The organism is Pseudoduganella namucuonensis, assembly GCF_900116645.1.
GTDB lineage: Bacteria > Pseudomonadota > Gammaproteobacteria > Burkholderiales > Burkholderiaceae_D > Rugamonas > Rugamonas namucuonensis.
The window spans coordinates 156,394-171,399 of the sequence record NZ_FPBO01000001.1; the positions used below are offsets into that span (position 1 = coordinate 156,394).

Here is a 15,006-nt window from a genome sequence, read left to right on the forward strand (position 1 = left end):
GTCAGTACAGCGCGGGCGCGGCGACGGCGATGCGCTCGCGCAGGATGCGTTCGAAGTGGGTGGGATCGTGGGGCGTGAGCATTTCGGCCTCGCGCGGCTGGTGGAAGTCGTACAGGCGGCTCAGCCAGAAGCGCAGCGCGCCGGCGCGCAGCATAGCCTGCCAGGCCTCCTGCTCGGCTGCCGTGAACGGGCGCACCGCGTGGTAGGCGTCCAGCATGGCGCGCGTGCGGGCCGTGTCCAGCACGCCCGTGTCCAGGTCGATGCACCAGTCGTTGACCGTCACCGCCACGTCGAACAGCCAGGTGTCGCAGCCGGCGAAGTAGAAGTCGAAGAAGCCGGTCAGCTTGTCGCCGTCGAACATCACGTTGTTGCGGAACAGGTCGGCGTGCACGGGACCCTGCCGCAATTGCTTGTAGGTGTCCGAGCCGGCGAAGGCCTGCTGGAAGTGCATCTCGGCGCGCAGCAGGTCGGCCTCGGCCTCGGCCATGAAGGGCAGCACCTGCGGCGTGGCCCAGTTCCACCATTCCAGGCCGCGCAGATTGGGCTGGTGCAGCGGGTAGTCGCCGCCGGCCAGGTGCATCTTCGCCAGCATGGCGCCCACCTCGGCGCAATGCACCGGCCGCGGGTCCAGCTGCGAGGCGCCGGCCAGCTTGGTGACCACGGAGGCCGGCTTGCCGTGCAGCGGCGTGACCAGTTCGCCTTGGGCGTTGGCGATCGGCGCGGGCACGGCCACGCCGCGCTCGGCCAGGTGGCGCATCAGGTTCAGGTAGAACGGCAGTTGCTCGAAGGACAGGTTCTCGAAGATCGTGAGGACGTATTCGCCGCTCTCGGTGGTCAGGAAGAAGTTGCTGTTCTCGATGCCGGATGCGATGCCTTTGATCGCAAGCGGTTTGCCGAGGGGGAATTGCGTGATCCACTGGCTGACGTCATCCAGGCTGACCGGGGTAAAAACTGCCATGAGAATGAAGCTGAATAAGCTGTATTAAAGGTTGGGGCGGGAAGGCAAGGGCAAAAGCTCAGCGTTTGGCTGGCGGCGGTGGCGGGGCGGTGTCGTCCTCGGCGCCGTCTTCCTTCTGCTTGGTCTTTTTCTTGCCGATATCGAATTCCATCACCGTCCATTGCGGGCCGCGATTGGCCTGGCCGGCGGCGTCGCCGGGCAGGGCGGTCGAAGTGGCGGTGTTTTTCGGCTTCACGCTGTAGGTCGTGGGGCCGCTTTTCACCTTGGCTTCGGTCACGCGGCCGCTGTTGTCGCGCTGTTCGGAGATCTTGCGATCGTCGCCGGTCTTGTTGGTCACCGTGATCGGCGTGTCGATTTCCTCGATTTTGTCGAGTTTGGGTGGCGCCGACGGCGTTTGCGCCTGGGCGTAGCCACTCAGGGCGAGAATGAGAACTGGCCAGATTTTGGAAGTGCGCATGATGGTATCGCCTCGTTAGTAACCGCAATCGGTTTCTTATGTGCCATTGTAACAAACCGGGTCGGGTCTCTGTTTAAATGCGTGAAATCCTGCCAAAAGTGCGAGAAAATCATGTGCGATAATGTTCGATTCTCGCCAGCTTTCATTATCACTTATGCAAAAGACCCTGCTGCTGGTTGACGGTTCCAGCTATCTCTACCGCGCCTTCCACGCGCTGCCCGACCTGCGCAGCCCGGACGGCCACCCGACCGGCGCCATGCACGGCATGGTCAACATGCTGCGCCGCCTGCGCGCCGACTTCCCCGCCGCCTACATCGCCTGCGTGTTCGACGCCAAGGGCAAGACCTTCCGCGACGACCTCTATCCCGAATACAAGGCCACCCGCGCCTCGATGCCGGACGACCTGCGCCTGCAGATCGAACCGATCCACGAGGCGGTGCGGGCGATGGGCTGGCCCATCCTGATGGTGGAGGGCGTGGAGGCGGACGACGTGATCGGCACCCTGTCCGTGGACGCGGCCAAGGCCGGCATGGACGTCATCGTCTCCACCGGCGACAAGGACCTGGCGCAGCTGGTCAACGCGCAGGTCACGCTGATCAACACCATGAGCAACGAGAAGCTGGACGAGGCGGGCGTGCTGGCCAAGTTCGGCGTGCCGCCGAACCGCATCATCGACTACCTGACCCTGATCGGCGACACCGTCGACAACGTGCCCGGCGTGGCCAAGTGCGGCCCGAAAACCGCCCTCAAATGGCTGGCCGCCTACGACAGCCTGGACGGCGTGATGGCCAACGCGGACAAGATCGGCGGCGCGGTCGGCGAAAACCTGCGCGCCGCGCTGCCATGGCTGCCCAAGGGCCGCGAGCTGATCACGGTGAAGACCGACTGCGACCTGAGCGCGCACATGATGTCGATCTCCGAAACGCTGATCGCCAAGGACGAGGACAAGGAATCGCTGCTGTCCTTCTTCAACCGCTACGGCTTCAAGACCCTGCTGCGCGAACTGAGCGCGATGACGCCGTCGACCCAGGTGCCCGGCCAGACCTCGGCCCCCGCGGCGCCCACCGGCGGCGCCACCGGCGACCTGTTCGGCGCCGCCAGCGCGCCCGCCAACGTGCACTACGAGACCGTGCTGACGGAGGCGCAGCTGGACGCCTGGATCGCGAAAATCGACGCGGCCGAACTGACCTCGGTGGACACCGAGACCACCTCGCTGGAGCCGATGACGGCGCAAATGGTCGGCATTTCGCTGGCCACCGAGCCCGGCCTGGCCTGCTACATCCCGGTGGCGCACAGCTACCAGGGCGTGCCGGAGCAATTGAGCCGCGAGCTGGTGCTGGACAAGCTCAAGCCGTGGCTGGAGGACGCCGCCAAGGCCAAGGTCGGCCAGAACCTGAAGTACGACGCGCACATCTTCGCCAACCACGGCGTGGCGCTGCGCGGCGTGGTGCACGACACGCTGCTGCAGTCCTATGTGTTCGAATCGCACCGCACGCACGACATGGACAGCCTGGCGCTGCGCCACCTGAACCACACCACCATCCCCTTCGTGGACGTGTGCGGCAAGGGCGCCAACCAGATCTGCTTCGACCAGGTGGAGCTGGGCCGCGCCACCGAGTACGCGGCGGAGGACGCCGACATCACGCTGCGCCTGCACATGGCCATGCACGGCCACGTGCACGGCGACGAGAACCTGACCCGCATCTACAAGACCATCGAGCTGCCGACCGCCGTGGTGCTGCAGAAGATCGAGCGCAACGGCGTGCTGATCGACGCGGCGCTGCTGAAAACGCAGTCCGGTGAACTGGGCGCGCGCATCGTGGAACTGGAGAAGAAGGCGCACGAACTGGCCGAGCAGCCCTTCAACCTGGGTTCGCCCAAGCAGATCGGCGAGATCTTCTTCGAGAAGCTCAAGCTGCCGGTGGTGAAGAAGACCCCGAGCGGCGCGCCGTCCACCGACGAGGAGGTGCTGCAAAAGCTGGCCGAGGACTATCCGCTGCCGAAGGTGCTGCTGGAATACCGCGGCATGGCCAAGCTGAAGTCCACCTACACGGACAAGCTGCCCAACATGATCAACCAGGCCACCGGCCGCGTGCACACCAACTACGCGCAGGCGGTGGCGGTGACGGGGCGCCTGGCGTCCAACGATCCCAACCTGCAGAACATCCCGATCCGCACGGCCGAGGGGCGCCGCATTCGCGAGGCCTTCATCGCGCCGCCGGGCAGCCATATCGTGTCGGCCGACTATTCGCAGATCGAGCTGCGCATCATGGCGCACATCTCGGGCGACGAGAACATGCTGCGCGCCTTCGCCGAGGGCGAGGACATCCACCGCGCCACGGCCGCCGAGATCTTCGGCGTGGCGCCGGCCGAGGTGACCAGCGAGCAGCGCCGCTACGCCAAGGTGATCAACTTCGGCCTGATCTACGGCATGAGCGCCTTCGGGCTGGCGTCCAACCTGGGCATCGACCGGGCCGCCGCGCAAAGCTATATCGACCGCTACTTCGCGCGCTTCTCCGGCGTGAAGGCCTACATGGACGACACGCGCCTGCAGGCCAAGGCCAAGGGCTACGTGGAGACCGTGTTCGGCCGCCGCCTGTGGCTGCCCGAGATCAATTCCCCGAACGGCCCGCGCCGCCAGGGCGCCGAGCGCGCGGCGATCAACGCGCCGATGCAGGGCACGGCGGCGGACCTGATCAAGCTGGCCATGATCGCGGTGCAGGACTGGCTGGAGAAGGAAGGGCTGCGGACCAAGATGATCATGCAGGTGCACGACGAGCTGGTGCTGGAAGTGCCGGACGCCGAGCTGGCGCTGGTGCGCGAGACGCTGCCCAAGCTGATGGCCGGCGTGGCCGAGTTGAAGGTGCCGCTGCTGGCCGAAGTCGGCGTCGGCAGGAACTGGGAGGAGGCGCACTAACCAAGGTGGATTCGGGGGGCAGACCCCAAGGGTCTGTCCCCGGCCTTTCGCCGTTGGTTTTGGTATCCGATCGCATAACCGAGCAGAAAACCGGGCTGGGCGGTAAAATGCCCGGTTTGCGTCGCCATGCGGGCGTGGCGCTGGGCGGATGCTCAAGAGGTTATAAAATCGATTCCATACTCATTTCCATACTGCTGGCCACCACGATAGGCGGCGTGATCAGCCTGTCGGCCGCGGCGGTGTTCTCGTTTACGCTGCTGTCCAAGGTGGTGGAGCGCATGGTCAGCCTGTCGGTCGGCATCATGTTGTCCACGTCGCTGCTGCACGCCTTGCCCGAGGCGTTCGAGTCCGGCGCCGACCCGCGCACCCTGTTCGCGACGCTGCTGGCGGGCCTGCTGGGCTTCTTCATGCTGGAAAAGCTGGCCATCCTGCGCCACTCGCACCACCACGAGCACGACGGCCACCACCACTCGCACGGCCACGACAAGCGCGAGGCCGGCAAGGCCGGCTGGATGATCCTGGTCGGCGACGGCATGCACAACTTCACCGACGGCATCCTGATCGCGGCCGCCTTCCTGGCCGACCCGGGCCTGGGCCTGGTGACGGGCGTGGCCATCATCGCGCACGAGATCCCGCAGGAGATCGGCGACTTCATCGTGCTGCTGAACGCCGGTTTCTCGCGCACCCGCGCCTATGTGTACAACCTGCTGTGCAGCCTGTTGGCGGTGGCGGGCGGCCTGCTGGGCTACTACACGCTGGAGCAGGCCAGCGGGCTGATACCGTACGTGCTGGTGTTCGCCTCGTCGGGCTTCATCTACATCGCCGTCAGCGACCTGATGCCGCAGATGCAGCGCCGCGCCACCATGCAGGAGACCATCCCGCAGGTGCTGCTGATCGCCGCCGGCGTCTGCATCGTCCTCTTCCTCACCGCCCACCGTCACTAGCCCGGCGGGCGGCGCCTAAAACGCCGCCCGCGTCGCGTGCCGCAAAAGCCCACCTTAACCTCAATGTTTTTGTTGACCGCCCGCTTGGAAATGACTACCATAACTAAAAATGACAACGATGGACAATTCGAGGAGACGGTAAGGTGTCAACGATTCACGACGTGGCCGAAAAGGCCGGGGTGTCGATCAAAACCGTGTCGCGCGTGCTCAATGGCGCGACCGAGGTGTCGGAGAAAACCCGCAAACGCATCGAGCAGGCCATGCACGCGCTGGACTTCGCGCCGTCCGCCGCCGCCCGCATGCTGCGCGGCCGTCCGACAGGCCTGGTCGCCGTCATCGCCGAGCGCCTGACCACCACGCCGGACTCCTCCGAGATCATCAAGGGCATCCAGTCCGTTTGCGAGGAACTGGGCAAGATGCTGATCATCGGCGAGACCGGCGGCCAGGCCAGCGTGGCCGACCGCCTGGTGGCCGACATGCGCGAACGCCGCGTCGAGGCCTTCATCTTCGCCACGCCCTTCCACCGCGAGGTGAGCCTGAAGCATATGCTGGGCAGCACCCCCACCGTGCTGGCGAACTGCTTCGAGGCCGAAGCCCGCTATCCGCAATTGGTGCCGGACGACGAGGCGGGCGGCTACGCTGCCGCCGAGGCGGTGCTGAAGGCCGGCCACCGCAAGATCGCCTTCCTGCAGCTGATCTCCGGCATGGTGGCGACCGATCTGCGCCTGCGCGGCTTCCAGCGCGCCATGCGGGACCACGGCGTGGCGCCCACCCCCGAATGGGTGCTGCATGGCGCCATGCCGGCCGCCGCCGCCGATGGCGTCGATGGCGGCGAATTCCGCCAGCTGGCCGACGCGATCGAGCGCCTGTTCGCCACCGCCAACCGGCCCACCGCCATCCTGTGCGGCAACGACAAGATGGCCATGCGCGTGATCTTCATCCTGCAGCGGCGCGGCCTGCGCGTGCCGGACGATGTCACCGTCGTGGGCTTCGACGATTTCCGCCTGATTTCCGAAGCGCTGGACCCCGGCCTCACCACCGTCGCCCTGCCTTACCGTGAAATGGGCGAGCTGGCGGCGCGCCGCGTCCTGGGCAACGACACGGACGGCGCGGCCACCATCCGCGTGCCGTGCCTGGCCGTCATGCGCGGCACGGTGGCGGCGCCGTCGGCCAAGCCGGGGCGCAAGCCATGAAGCGCGCCACGAGGCCGGCCGCCGCGCGAGGAGTCCTTGCCACGCTGGTGCTTGCCGCCGCCGCGCAATCGGGCGCGGCGCCCACCGAGATCAAGGTGTGGCGCCACGATACGGGCGACGAGGAAATGGCGGCCAGCAAGGCGGCCGTTGAACGCTTCAACCGTTCGCAGCACAAGTGGAGGGTGACCGTGCAGTCCATTCCCCAGGGCTCCTACACGGAATCCATCACGGCCGCTTCGCTGGTGGGACACCTGCCATGCGTGATCGCGATGGACCAGCCCACGGTCCCCAACTTCGCCTGGGCCGGCCACGTGCGGCCCTTGGACGAGCTGCTGCCGCGCGCCGCCGTCGCCCGCCTGCTGCAGGGCGGACGCGGCACCTACATGGGCAAGCTTTACAGCGTCGGCCAGTTCGACGTGGTGCTGGTCATGTATTCGCGCCGCTCGCGGCTCGATGCGCTGGGCGTGCGCGTGGCGAGCATGGACCAGCCCTACACGGCCGAGGAATTCCACGACATCCTGATGAAGGTGAAGGGCAGCGGCAAGTACCGCTTCCCGGTGGACCTGAACGGCAACGCCAAGGGCGAGTGGGTCAGCTACGCGTTCTCGCCTTGGCTGCAAAGCGCGGGCGCGGACCTGATAGACCGCGCCAACCACCTGCGCGTCGACGGCGTGCTCAATGGCGACGCCGCGCTGGGAGTGGCCCGCTACTACGCGCGCCTGTACAAGGACAAGCTGGCCGAGCGCATCCCGGCCGACGAGAAGGGCTTCGAACAGGGCAGGTCGCTGTTCCTGTACACCGGTTCCTGGAAGGCGCGCGACTACACGGCCCGTTTCGGCGGCGACCTGGTGGTGATGCCGCCGCCGGACTTCGGCCACGGGCCCAAGGTCGGCGCCGCGTCGTGGCAGTGGGCCGTCACTCGCGCGTGCCCGGCGCCGGCCGGCGCGGCGGCGTTCCTCGAGTTCATGATCTCCCCGCCGGAAATGGCGGCGATGTCGCGGGCGACCGGCCTGGTGCCGGTGAGCGAGGAGGCGGCCGCGCTCACCGAGCACTATCGGCCCGGCGGCGACTGGCGCATCTATTTCGACTTCGCCGCCCGCTACGCCACGCCGCGCCCGGCCACGCCGGCCTATCCGGCCATCTCGTCGGCCTTCGCCAAGGCGATGGCCGACCTGCGCGGCGGCAAGGAGCCGGCCGAGGCGATGGACGAGGCGGTGGAAGCCATCGAACGCAATATCGCCCGCAACCACGGTTACGGGTTCGCCCCAAGCAAAGAGGTAGCCAAAAAATGAAGATCCATCTCGGCCAGGACAGCTGGCTCGCCGTGGGCGGCTTCGCGGGACCGGCGCTGCTGCTGTTCGCCGCCTTCATCCTGCTGCCGCTGCTGGTGGCGGGCGGCGCCACCATGACCAACCACCGCCTGGTGTCGCCCGATCCGACCCAGTACGTGGGATTCGAGAACTACAAGCGCCTCCTGTCGCTGGACCTGGTCGTCATCGACGCCCAGCGCGACGGCGCTGGCGAAGTCGTGCGCGACGAGGACGGCGTGCGCTTTCCCACCTGGCGCCAGACCCGCCAGGCGCGTCCCGGACTGGCCGGCTACCGCGAGGCCTTCCACGTCAAGTTCGGCGATCGCAAGCTGGTGCTGGCGGCGACCGATCCGTTGTTCTACCGTTCGCTGATCAACACTTTCCTGTTCGCGTTGCTGGTGCTGCCGCTGCAATGCGGCGCCGCGCTCGGGCTGGCGCTGCTGGTCAACCAGAAGATACGCGGCCGCATCTTCTTCCGCACCGTCTACTTCGCGCCGGTGGTGACGTCGATGGTGGTCGCCTCCATCGTCTGGTTCTTCCTGCTCAACACCGACCGCGGCATGATCAACGAACTGCTGCGTGGCGTGACGGGCGATCCCGACGCCGGACCGGACTGGCTGGGCGAGACCCGCTACGCGCTGCCGGCCATCGCCATCATGTCCGCCTGGCAGGGCGCCGGCTTCCAGATGCTGGTGTTCCTGGCCGGCCTGCAGTCGATCTCCACCGAGCAGTACGAGGCGGCCACGCTGATGGGCGCCAACGCCTGGCAGCGCTTCGTGCACGTGACCCTGCCCGGCCTGCGCAACACCATCGTCTTCGTGCTGGTGTCGACCACGCTGCTGGCCTTCGGCCTGTTCACCCAGGTCGACGTGATGACCGGCGGCGGCCCGCTGGATTCCACCTCGACCGTCGTGTACCACTCGGTGCGCACCGGCTTCAAGGAGCAGGACATCGGCTACGGTTCGACCATCGCGCTGGTCTTCTTCGCCGTGGTGCTCGGGTTCTCCGCGCTGCAACGGGTTCTGGTTTCGAAAGGGGAGGCCAAATGACGCACTCCATGCAAAACACGCTGCGCCACGCCATGCTGTTCGCCATGATGTGCGCGATCGGCGTGGTGTTCGTCACGCCGCTGCTGTTCATGTTCGCGTCCTCCTTCAAGAGCGACACCGCGATCTTCGACAACCTCACCAGCTGGACCGCCTACGTGCCGTCGGCGGAGTGGTCGCTGGCGAACTACAAGGCCATCTTCGAGAAAAGCGACCTGCCGGCCTTCCTGCTCAATTCCACCATCATCTCGGTGTGCGTGGTGGCGGGCGGGGTGCTGTTCAACAGCATGCTGGCCTATTCCCTGTGCCGGATGCGCTGGCGCGGCCGCAAGGAGGTGCTGGCGGTGGTGGTGGCGCTGATGGTGGTGCCGTTCGAGGTGATCGCCGTGCCGCTGCTGTCGCTGGTGGCCCGCCTGCCGTGGCCGGGCTTCGAGGACGGCGCGCTGGTCATGCACACCGGCTGGTTCAACAGCCTGCACGTGCAGATCATCCCCTTCCTGGCCAACGCCTTCTGCGTCTTCCTGTTCTACCAGTTCTTCCGCGACATCCCGCCGGAACTGGACGAGGCGGCGAAGATGGACGGCGCGGGACCGTGGACGCTGTACTTCCGCATCATCATGCCCAACAGCGGACCGGTGATCGCCACCGCCGCCATCGTGCTGTTCATCGCCGCCTGGAACCAGTACCTGTGGCCCATCATGGTGGTGCAGGGCGAGACGGCGCGGCCGGTGCAGCCGGGCATACAGCAGTTCTTCGGACGCTCCAATTCGTGGGGACAGATCATGGCGTACGCGTCGGTGGTCACCCTGCCTGTGCTCGCGGTGTTCCTGGCGTTCCAGCGGCAGTTCGTCGCCTCGGTCGCCGGGGCCGGCATCAAGGGCTAAACCTTCGACCTATCGATCATGACACTCAAACTCGACAACAAATACATCTGGGACTTCTGGCATTACGCCGAAGGCGGCCGGCAGCACCTGTTCATGCTGCAGGCGGACCGCGCCATCGGCGACCCCAACCTGCGCCACTGGAATGTCTCCATCGGCCACGCCGTGTCGCGGGACCTGCGCGAATGGGACTACCAGGGCACCGTGTTCGGCCCCTCCGCCAGCCCGGGCTGGGACGATTTCACCACCTGGACCGGTTCCGTGATCCGCGCCGAGGGCGCCTACCACCTGTTCTACACCGGCACCTGCCGCGCCGAGAACGGCCTGCGCCAGCGCATAGGCCACGCCGTGGCGGACGGCATCGAAGGCCCTTGGACGCGCGTCGACGCGGGCCTGGGCCTTGGACTGGCGCTGGACCTCGACGAGCGCCACTACGAGGAGCACGCGGAAGGCCTGTGGCACGACCGCGCCTGGCGCGACCCGTGGGTGCTGGAACAGAAGATCGACGGCATGTACCACATGTTCTTCACCGCGCGCCGCAAGGACGGCCCGCTGCGCGAGCGCGGCGTGATCGGCCACGCGGTGTCGCCGGACCTGCTGCACTGGGAAGCCACGGAACCCGTGTACGCGGGCGGCCATTACGGCCAGCTGGAAGTGCCGCAGGTGTTCGAGCGCGATGGCCGCTGGTACTGCACCTTCTGCAATGTCCGCGAGCACTGGTCCGACGAGATGCGCGCGGCGCAGAATGGCGGCGTGTCCGGCACCCATTACCTGGTGGCGGACAATCCGCTGGGGCCATGGCGCCCGGCCGAGGGCTTCCTGGACGGCGACGTGCCGTGCCGCCGCTATGCCGGCAAGATCCTGCCCGACCCGGTAACCGGCGGCGACAGCCTGATGGCCTTCGCGGACACCGGCGAGGACGGACAATTCGGCGGCTACATCTGCGATCCGATTCCTCTGCTGCTGGAGGATGGCCGCTACCGTCTGGACGATTCCGCGGGCCGTGAATGACAACGATAGACATGCGGTAACCGGCGCAGACCGGGCACACACAAAGGAGACAAACTTGAATCACGATCATTCAGGCCGGCGTTCAAGCCGCCACACCGGCCCCATCGCCGCATCCGCGGCGGCCATGGCGACCGCGTTGCTGGCGTCCGCGTGCGGCGGCGTGCCGGCGGCCGCCGACAAGGCGCCCCCGACCACCCCATCGGCGCCAGCCACCGCCGCCGCGCCGGCGGCCCTGGCCCACTGGGCCTTCGACGAGCAACGCGGAAACCTGGCCACCGAAACGCTGTCCGGCCGCGCGGACCCGGTCAACTTCGTTTTCAACCGCGCCCGCTTCAAGCCCAACTCCGATCCCTTCTGGCGCTCGGGCCCCGCCTGCATCAAGGGCGGCTGCCTGCTGTTCGACGGCTATTCCACCGACATCGCGGCGCCCGGCCTGACGGCCGCGCAAACGAGCAAGGGCTTCACCGTGAGCGCCTGGGTCGCGCCGCACGCCTTCGAATGGGGCGACGGCGACCAGTACTCCAGCTTCCTCAGCCAGTTCGACCGGCAGTCCAGCAAGGGCTTCGCTTTCGGCGTGCACCGCTTCGGCGCCTGGGGCATCAAGATGGGCTTCGGCGCCTCGGTGGCGGATTTCCGCGTGAAGGACCGCAAGCTGCCCAAGGACGCGTGGTCCCACGTCGCGGCCAGCTACGACCCGGCCGCCGGTGTCGTGCGTCTCTACCTCAACGGCGAACAGGTGAGCAGCGCCGCCGCGCCGGCCGGCGGCGTGTTCGGCCTGCCCGCCGTCCCGCTGACGATAGGGCGCCATTCGCAGCCGCTGTCCACCGCCGGCGTGTTCCAGTTCAACACCTATCTCGGCCTGATGGATGAGGTGCGCGTCGCCTCCGGCGTGGCCGGCGCGGCGGCCATCGCCCGCGAGTTCGCCGCCGACCTGGCCTCCCATGGCGGCAAGCCGCCCGTGCTGAAACCGGCCGACGTGTCGATCGACGCGTCGGTGTTCGACGGCGACCGCTATCGCCCGCAATTCCACGCCATGCCTGACTTCGGCTGGATGAACGAGCCGCACGCGCCGTTCTTCCACAAGGGCCAATACCATCTGTTCTTCCAGAAGAATCCCTTCGGCCCGTTCTGGCACCAGATCCACTGGGGCCATTGGGTCAGTCCGGACATGGTGCGCTGGCGCGAAGTGCCGATGGCGCTGGCGCCGGACGACGACACGCTGGCGCCGGACGGCATCTGGTCCGGCAGCGCGAACTTCACGGAGGACGGCACGCCGGCCCTGTTCTTCACCGCCGGGAACGACTCCCTGCGCCTGCGCGAGCGCAGCGGCATGGCCCTGGCCAGCGACGTCAATGACACGGACCTGGTCAACTGGTCCAAGCTGCCCGCGCCCGTCACGCTGCAAGGGGAAGGGGAGGGCCGCGCGGGCGACTTCCGCGATCCCTTCGTGTTCCGCGACGGCGCCAACCGCCGCTGGTTCCAGCTGGTCGGCTCCGTGGTCCCGGGCCGCAGCGGCGCCGCGATGGTGTACGAGTCGGCGGACCTGAAGAACTGGACCTATCGCGGCCCGCTATTCACGATCGACCCGGTCAAGTATCCATCCTTCGTGCGCACCTTCGAACTGCCCGTGCTGCTGCCCATCGGCAAAGGCAAGGATGGCCGCGAGCGCCACGTCTTCCTGGCCGACCTGGCCGCGCAGGCCTACTACTGGACCGGCGTGTTCGACACCGCCACCGCGCGCTTCATCCCCGACAGCGAAGCGCCGCGCGTGTTCGACCTGGGCGAGGGTCATTTCTCCGGCCCCAGCGGCTTTGTCGATCCCAGGACCGGGCGCACCATCGTGTTCTCCATCGCCCAGGGCGAGCGCACCGCGCAGACGGAATGGGAAAGCGGCTGGGCGCACAACGCCGGCTTGCCGATCGAGCTGAGGATCGGCCCCGATGGCGACCTGCGCCTGGCCCCCATCCAGGAGCTCGGCGGCCTGCGCGAGGCGCAATTGCTGGACCTGCGCGACGCGACGCCGGCCGTCGCGGCGGCGCGCCTGGCCAGGGTGGGCGGCGACTTGCTGGAGGTGGAACTGGAGCTGGCGCCATCGAAGGCCAGCAAGGCCAGGCGCGGCCTGGTGCTGCGCAAGACGCCCGACAACGCCGAACGCACCGGCCTGTATGTGGACCCCGCCAGCCAGCGCTTCGAGATCGACCGCACCCGCACCACGCTGGACCCGGACATGCGCTCCCACGGCGTGCAGGGCGGCGCCTTCGACCTGGCGGGCGAGAATCTGCGCCTGCGCGTGTTCCTCGACCGTTCGATGGTGGAGGCCTACGTCAACGAGCGCAAGAGCCTCACCAGCCGCGTCTTCCCGGCCCGCCTGGACGCGACGGGACTGGACCTGCTGGCCGCCCCGGACGACCGCATCGTCAGCCTGAAGGTGTGGCGCATGGGCGCCTCCAACGGCAAGCCGGTGGCGCCGGCGCAGCCGTCCGGCGTGCGTTTCGATCCGGCCACCGCCTTCACCACCGGTCTGCCGAACGGCGACTTCGCCAACTGCGACCTGAGTGGCTGGAACATCGTCGAGGGCGGCGCCTTCGCGAACCGGGGCGTCACGCAGGCCGTGAACGTATCGACCTACCAGTACAACGCCGCCTTCCGCATGCCGGACCGCTGCCACTTCGCCGGCGCGGGCGTGCCCGGCGGGGACGCCGCCACCGGCGTCATGCGCTCCGCGCGCTTCGTGCTGGGCGGCGATGGCCGCATCAACTTCCTGCTGGCCGGCGGGCGCGATCCCGAGCGGCTGCACGTCGCCCTGGTGCGCGCCGCCGACGGCAAGGAGCTGATGAGGGCCGGCGCCATCGGCTTTGAACAATACCAGCGCGTGTTCTGGGACGCCTCCGCGTTCATCGGCGAGGAGCTGTACCTGCAGGCGGTGGACCGCGCCACGGGCGAGGGCGGCCACCTCAACCTGGACAGCGTCAACGTGCCTGTGGCCAGGCTGGTGAAATAGGGGAATCGACATGGCATCAATTGAACTCGCGGGCGTCGCCAAGACCTACCCGGGCAAGGAAACAAGCCACATCCTGAAGGACATCGCCTTCTCCATCGCCGATGGCGAATTCGTGGTGCTGGTCGGGCCGTCCGGCTGCGGCAAGTCCACGCTGCTGCGCATGATCGCGGGACTGGAGGAAATCAGCGGCGGCGAGATCCGCATCGATGGCGAGCGTATCAACGACACGCCGCCCGCGAAGCGGGGCTTGTCGATGGTGTTCCAGAACTACGCGCTGTATGCCCACATGAGCGTGTTCGAGAACATCGCCTTCGGACTGCGGCTGGCGAAGACGCCGAAGGCCGGCATCCAGGAGGCGGTGAGGGCGGTGGCCAAGATGCTGCAACTGGAGCATCTGCTGCAGCGCAAACCGCCGCAGCTGTCCGGCGGACAGCGCCAGCGCGTGGCCATCGGCCGCGCCATCGTGCGCAAGCCGCGCGCCTTCCTGTTCGACGAGCCGCTCTCCAACCTGGACGCGGCGCTGCGGGCGGACATGCGCGTGGAGATCGCGCGCCTGCACAAGCAGCTGGGGGCGACCATGGTCTACGTCACCCACGACCAGGTGGAGGCGATGACGCTGGCGGACCGCATCGTCGTGCTGGGGCCGACCGGCGTGCAGCAGATCGGCGCGCCGATGGCGCTGTACGAGGAGCCGGCCAACATCTTCGTCGCCGGCTTCATCGGCAGTCCCAAGATGAACCTGATCGAGGGCGCCATCGACGCCGGCGGACGCTTGACGGTGGGGGCCGGGCTGGCGCTCGCATGGGAAGGCGGCGCGGCGCAGGCGGTGACGGTGGGCATACGCCCGGAACACCTGGTGGCGGACGCCGATGGTCCCATCCGCGGCACCGTGCTGCTGGTGGAGCGGCTGGGCGCGGAGTCCCATGTCCACCTCGGCGTGAAAGGCCTGGAGCGGCCGCTGGTGGTCGCCGTCAAGGAGGATCCGCCGCGCGACGACACGATATGGGCGGTGCGGCCGGTCGCGGGCAGGGTGCACGTGTTCGGACCGGATGGGCGCCGCATGCCGGCTCGCGCGCCGGAGGCGGCCGGGGCGTCGCTCTTCGCGTGATTGTGTTGCAAAAAAGACGCACGCGCGTCCGGTGATGACAACGATAGACATCGGACTGGCGCTGACCTAGAATGACAACGATGGACAGTCCACTGTGACATCGTCAAAACAAGGGAGGACCGGGAGAGAGAAAAACGATGAAGCACGGCGGGCCAGGCGCGCGGCGATAGCCGGCGATGG

At 67.6% G+C, this 15,006-nt stretch carries 11 protein-coding genes; 9 read left to right on the plus strand and 2 right to left on the minus strand.

What is annotated here, in order from left to right; translation table 11 throughout:
* Position 1: 1 nt before the first annotated feature.
* A complete protein-coding gene (locus BM436_RS00680) occupies positions 2–958 on the minus strand; it encodes a homoserine kinase (protein WP_093552408.1) in 957 nt (318 codons plus the stop codon).
* Positions 959–1,016: 58 nt separating this feature from the next.
* Positions 1,017–1,415 (minus strand): hypothetical protein, encoded by a 399-nt coding sequence (locus BM436_RS00685; protein WP_229488686.1) that lies wholly within the window; start codon positions 1,413–1,415, stop codon positions 1,017–1,019.
* Positions 1,416–1,569: 154 nt separating this feature from the next.
* Between BM436_RS00685 and polA the strand changes: the two genes are divergently transcribed.
* The 9 genes from polA to BM436_RS00730 all read left to right on the plus strand — a co-directional run bounded on the left by polA (position 1,570) and on the right by BM436_RS00730 (position 14,826).
* Positions 1,570–4,332, plus strand: coding sequence for a DNA polymerase I (gene polA / locus BM436_RS00690; protein WP_093552413.1), 2,763 nt, complete (start codon positions 1,570–1,572; stop codon positions 4,330–4,332).
* Between the two features lie 107 nt (positions 4,333–4,439).
* Positions 4,440–5,276, plus strand: a complete 837-nt coding sequence (locus tag BM436_RS00695; RefSeq protein WP_229488688.1) for a ZIP family metal transporter — start codon at positions 4,440–4,442, stop codon at positions 5,274–5,276.
* Between the two features lie 143 nt (positions 5,277–5,419).
* The gene (locus BM436_RS00700; RefSeq protein ID WP_093552415.1) at positions 5,420–6,469 is read left to right on the plus strand and encodes a LacI family DNA-binding transcriptional regulator; all 1,050 of its coding nucleotides are present in this window, start codon (positions 5,420–5,422) and stop codon (positions 6,467–6,469) included.
* Positions 6,466–7,761, plus strand: a complete 1,296-nt coding sequence (locus BM436_RS00705; RefSeq protein ID WP_093552416.1) for an extracellular solute-binding protein — start codon at positions 6,466–6,468, stop codon at positions 7,759–7,761. Before BM436_RS00700 ends, BM436_RS00705 begins: the two co-directional genes overlap by 4 nt.
* Positions 7,758–8,828, plus strand: a complete 1,071-nt coding sequence (locus tag BM436_RS00710) for a carbohydrate ABC transporter permease (protein ID WP_093552417.1) — start codon at positions 7,758–7,760, stop codon at positions 8,826–8,828. The genes BM436_RS00705 and BM436_RS00710 overlap by 4 nt, the downstream gene beginning before the upstream one ends.
* Positions 8,825–9,709 carry a carbohydrate ABC transporter permease gene (locus tag BM436_RS00715; RefSeq protein WP_218164790.1) on the plus strand — a complete coding sequence of 295 codons (885 nt, stop codon included), beginning with the start codon at positions 8,825–8,827 and terminating at the stop codon, positions 9,707–9,709. The genes BM436_RS00710 and BM436_RS00715 overlap by 4 nt, the downstream gene beginning before the upstream one ends.
* 18 nt (positions 9,710–9,727) lie before the next feature.
* Positions 9,728–10,717: a glycoside hydrolase family 68 protein gene (locus tag BM436_RS00720; protein ID WP_093552980.1), complete on the plus strand. Its 990-nt coding sequence runs from the start codon at positions 9,728–9,730 to the stop codon at positions 10,715–10,717.
* 55 nt (positions 10,718–10,772) lie between these two features.
* The gene (locus tag BM436_RS00725; protein ID WP_177306868.1) at positions 10,773–13,718 is read left to right on the plus strand and encodes a GH32 C-terminal domain-containing protein; all 2,946 of its coding nucleotides are present in this window, start codon (positions 10,773–10,775) and stop codon (positions 13,716–13,718) included.
* 10 nt (positions 13,719–13,728) lie between these two features.
* Positions 13,729–14,826: an ABC transporter ATP-binding protein gene (locus BM436_RS00730; RefSeq protein ID WP_093552421.1), complete on the plus strand. Its 1,098-nt coding sequence runs from the start codon at positions 13,729–13,731 to the stop codon at positions 14,824–14,826.
* Positions 14,827–15,006: the final 180 nt, after the last annotated feature.

Coding starts and splice junctions, on each gene's coding strand:
- BM436_RS00710 (WP_093552417.1), top strand. CDS start 7,758: ATGAAGATCCATCTCGGCCAGGACAGCTGGCTCGCCGTGGGCGGCTTC.
- BM436_RS00720 (WP_093552980.1), top strand. CDS start 9,728: ATGACACTCAAACTCGACAACAAATACATCTGGGACTTCTGGCATTAC.
- BM436_RS00685 (WP_229488686.1), bottom strand. CDS start 1,415: ATGCGCACTTCCAAAATCTGGCCAGTTCTCATTCTCGCCCTGAGTGGC.
- BM436_RS00695 (WP_229488688.1), top strand. CDS start 4,440: ATGCCCGGTTTGCGTCGCCATGCGGGCGTGGCGCTGGGCGGATGCTCA.
- BM436_RS00730 (WP_093552421.1), top strand. CDS start 13,729: ATGGCATCAATTGAACTCGCGGGCGTCGCCAAGACCTACCCGGGCAAG.
- BM436_RS00715 (WP_218164790.1), top strand. CDS start 8,825: ATGACGCACTCCATGCAAAACACGCTGCGCCACGCCATGCTGTTCGCC.
- BM436_RS00680 (WP_093552408.1), bottom strand. CDS start 958: ATGGCAGTTTTTACCCCGGTCAGCCTGGATGACGTCAGCCAGTGGATC.
- BM436_RS00705 (WP_093552416.1), top strand. CDS start 6,466: ATGAAGCGCGCCACGAGGCCGGCCGCCGCGCGAGGAGTCCTTGCCACG.
- polA (WP_093552413.1), top strand. CDS start 1,570: ATGCAAAAGACCCTGCTGCTGGTTGACGGTTCCAGCTATCTCTACCGC.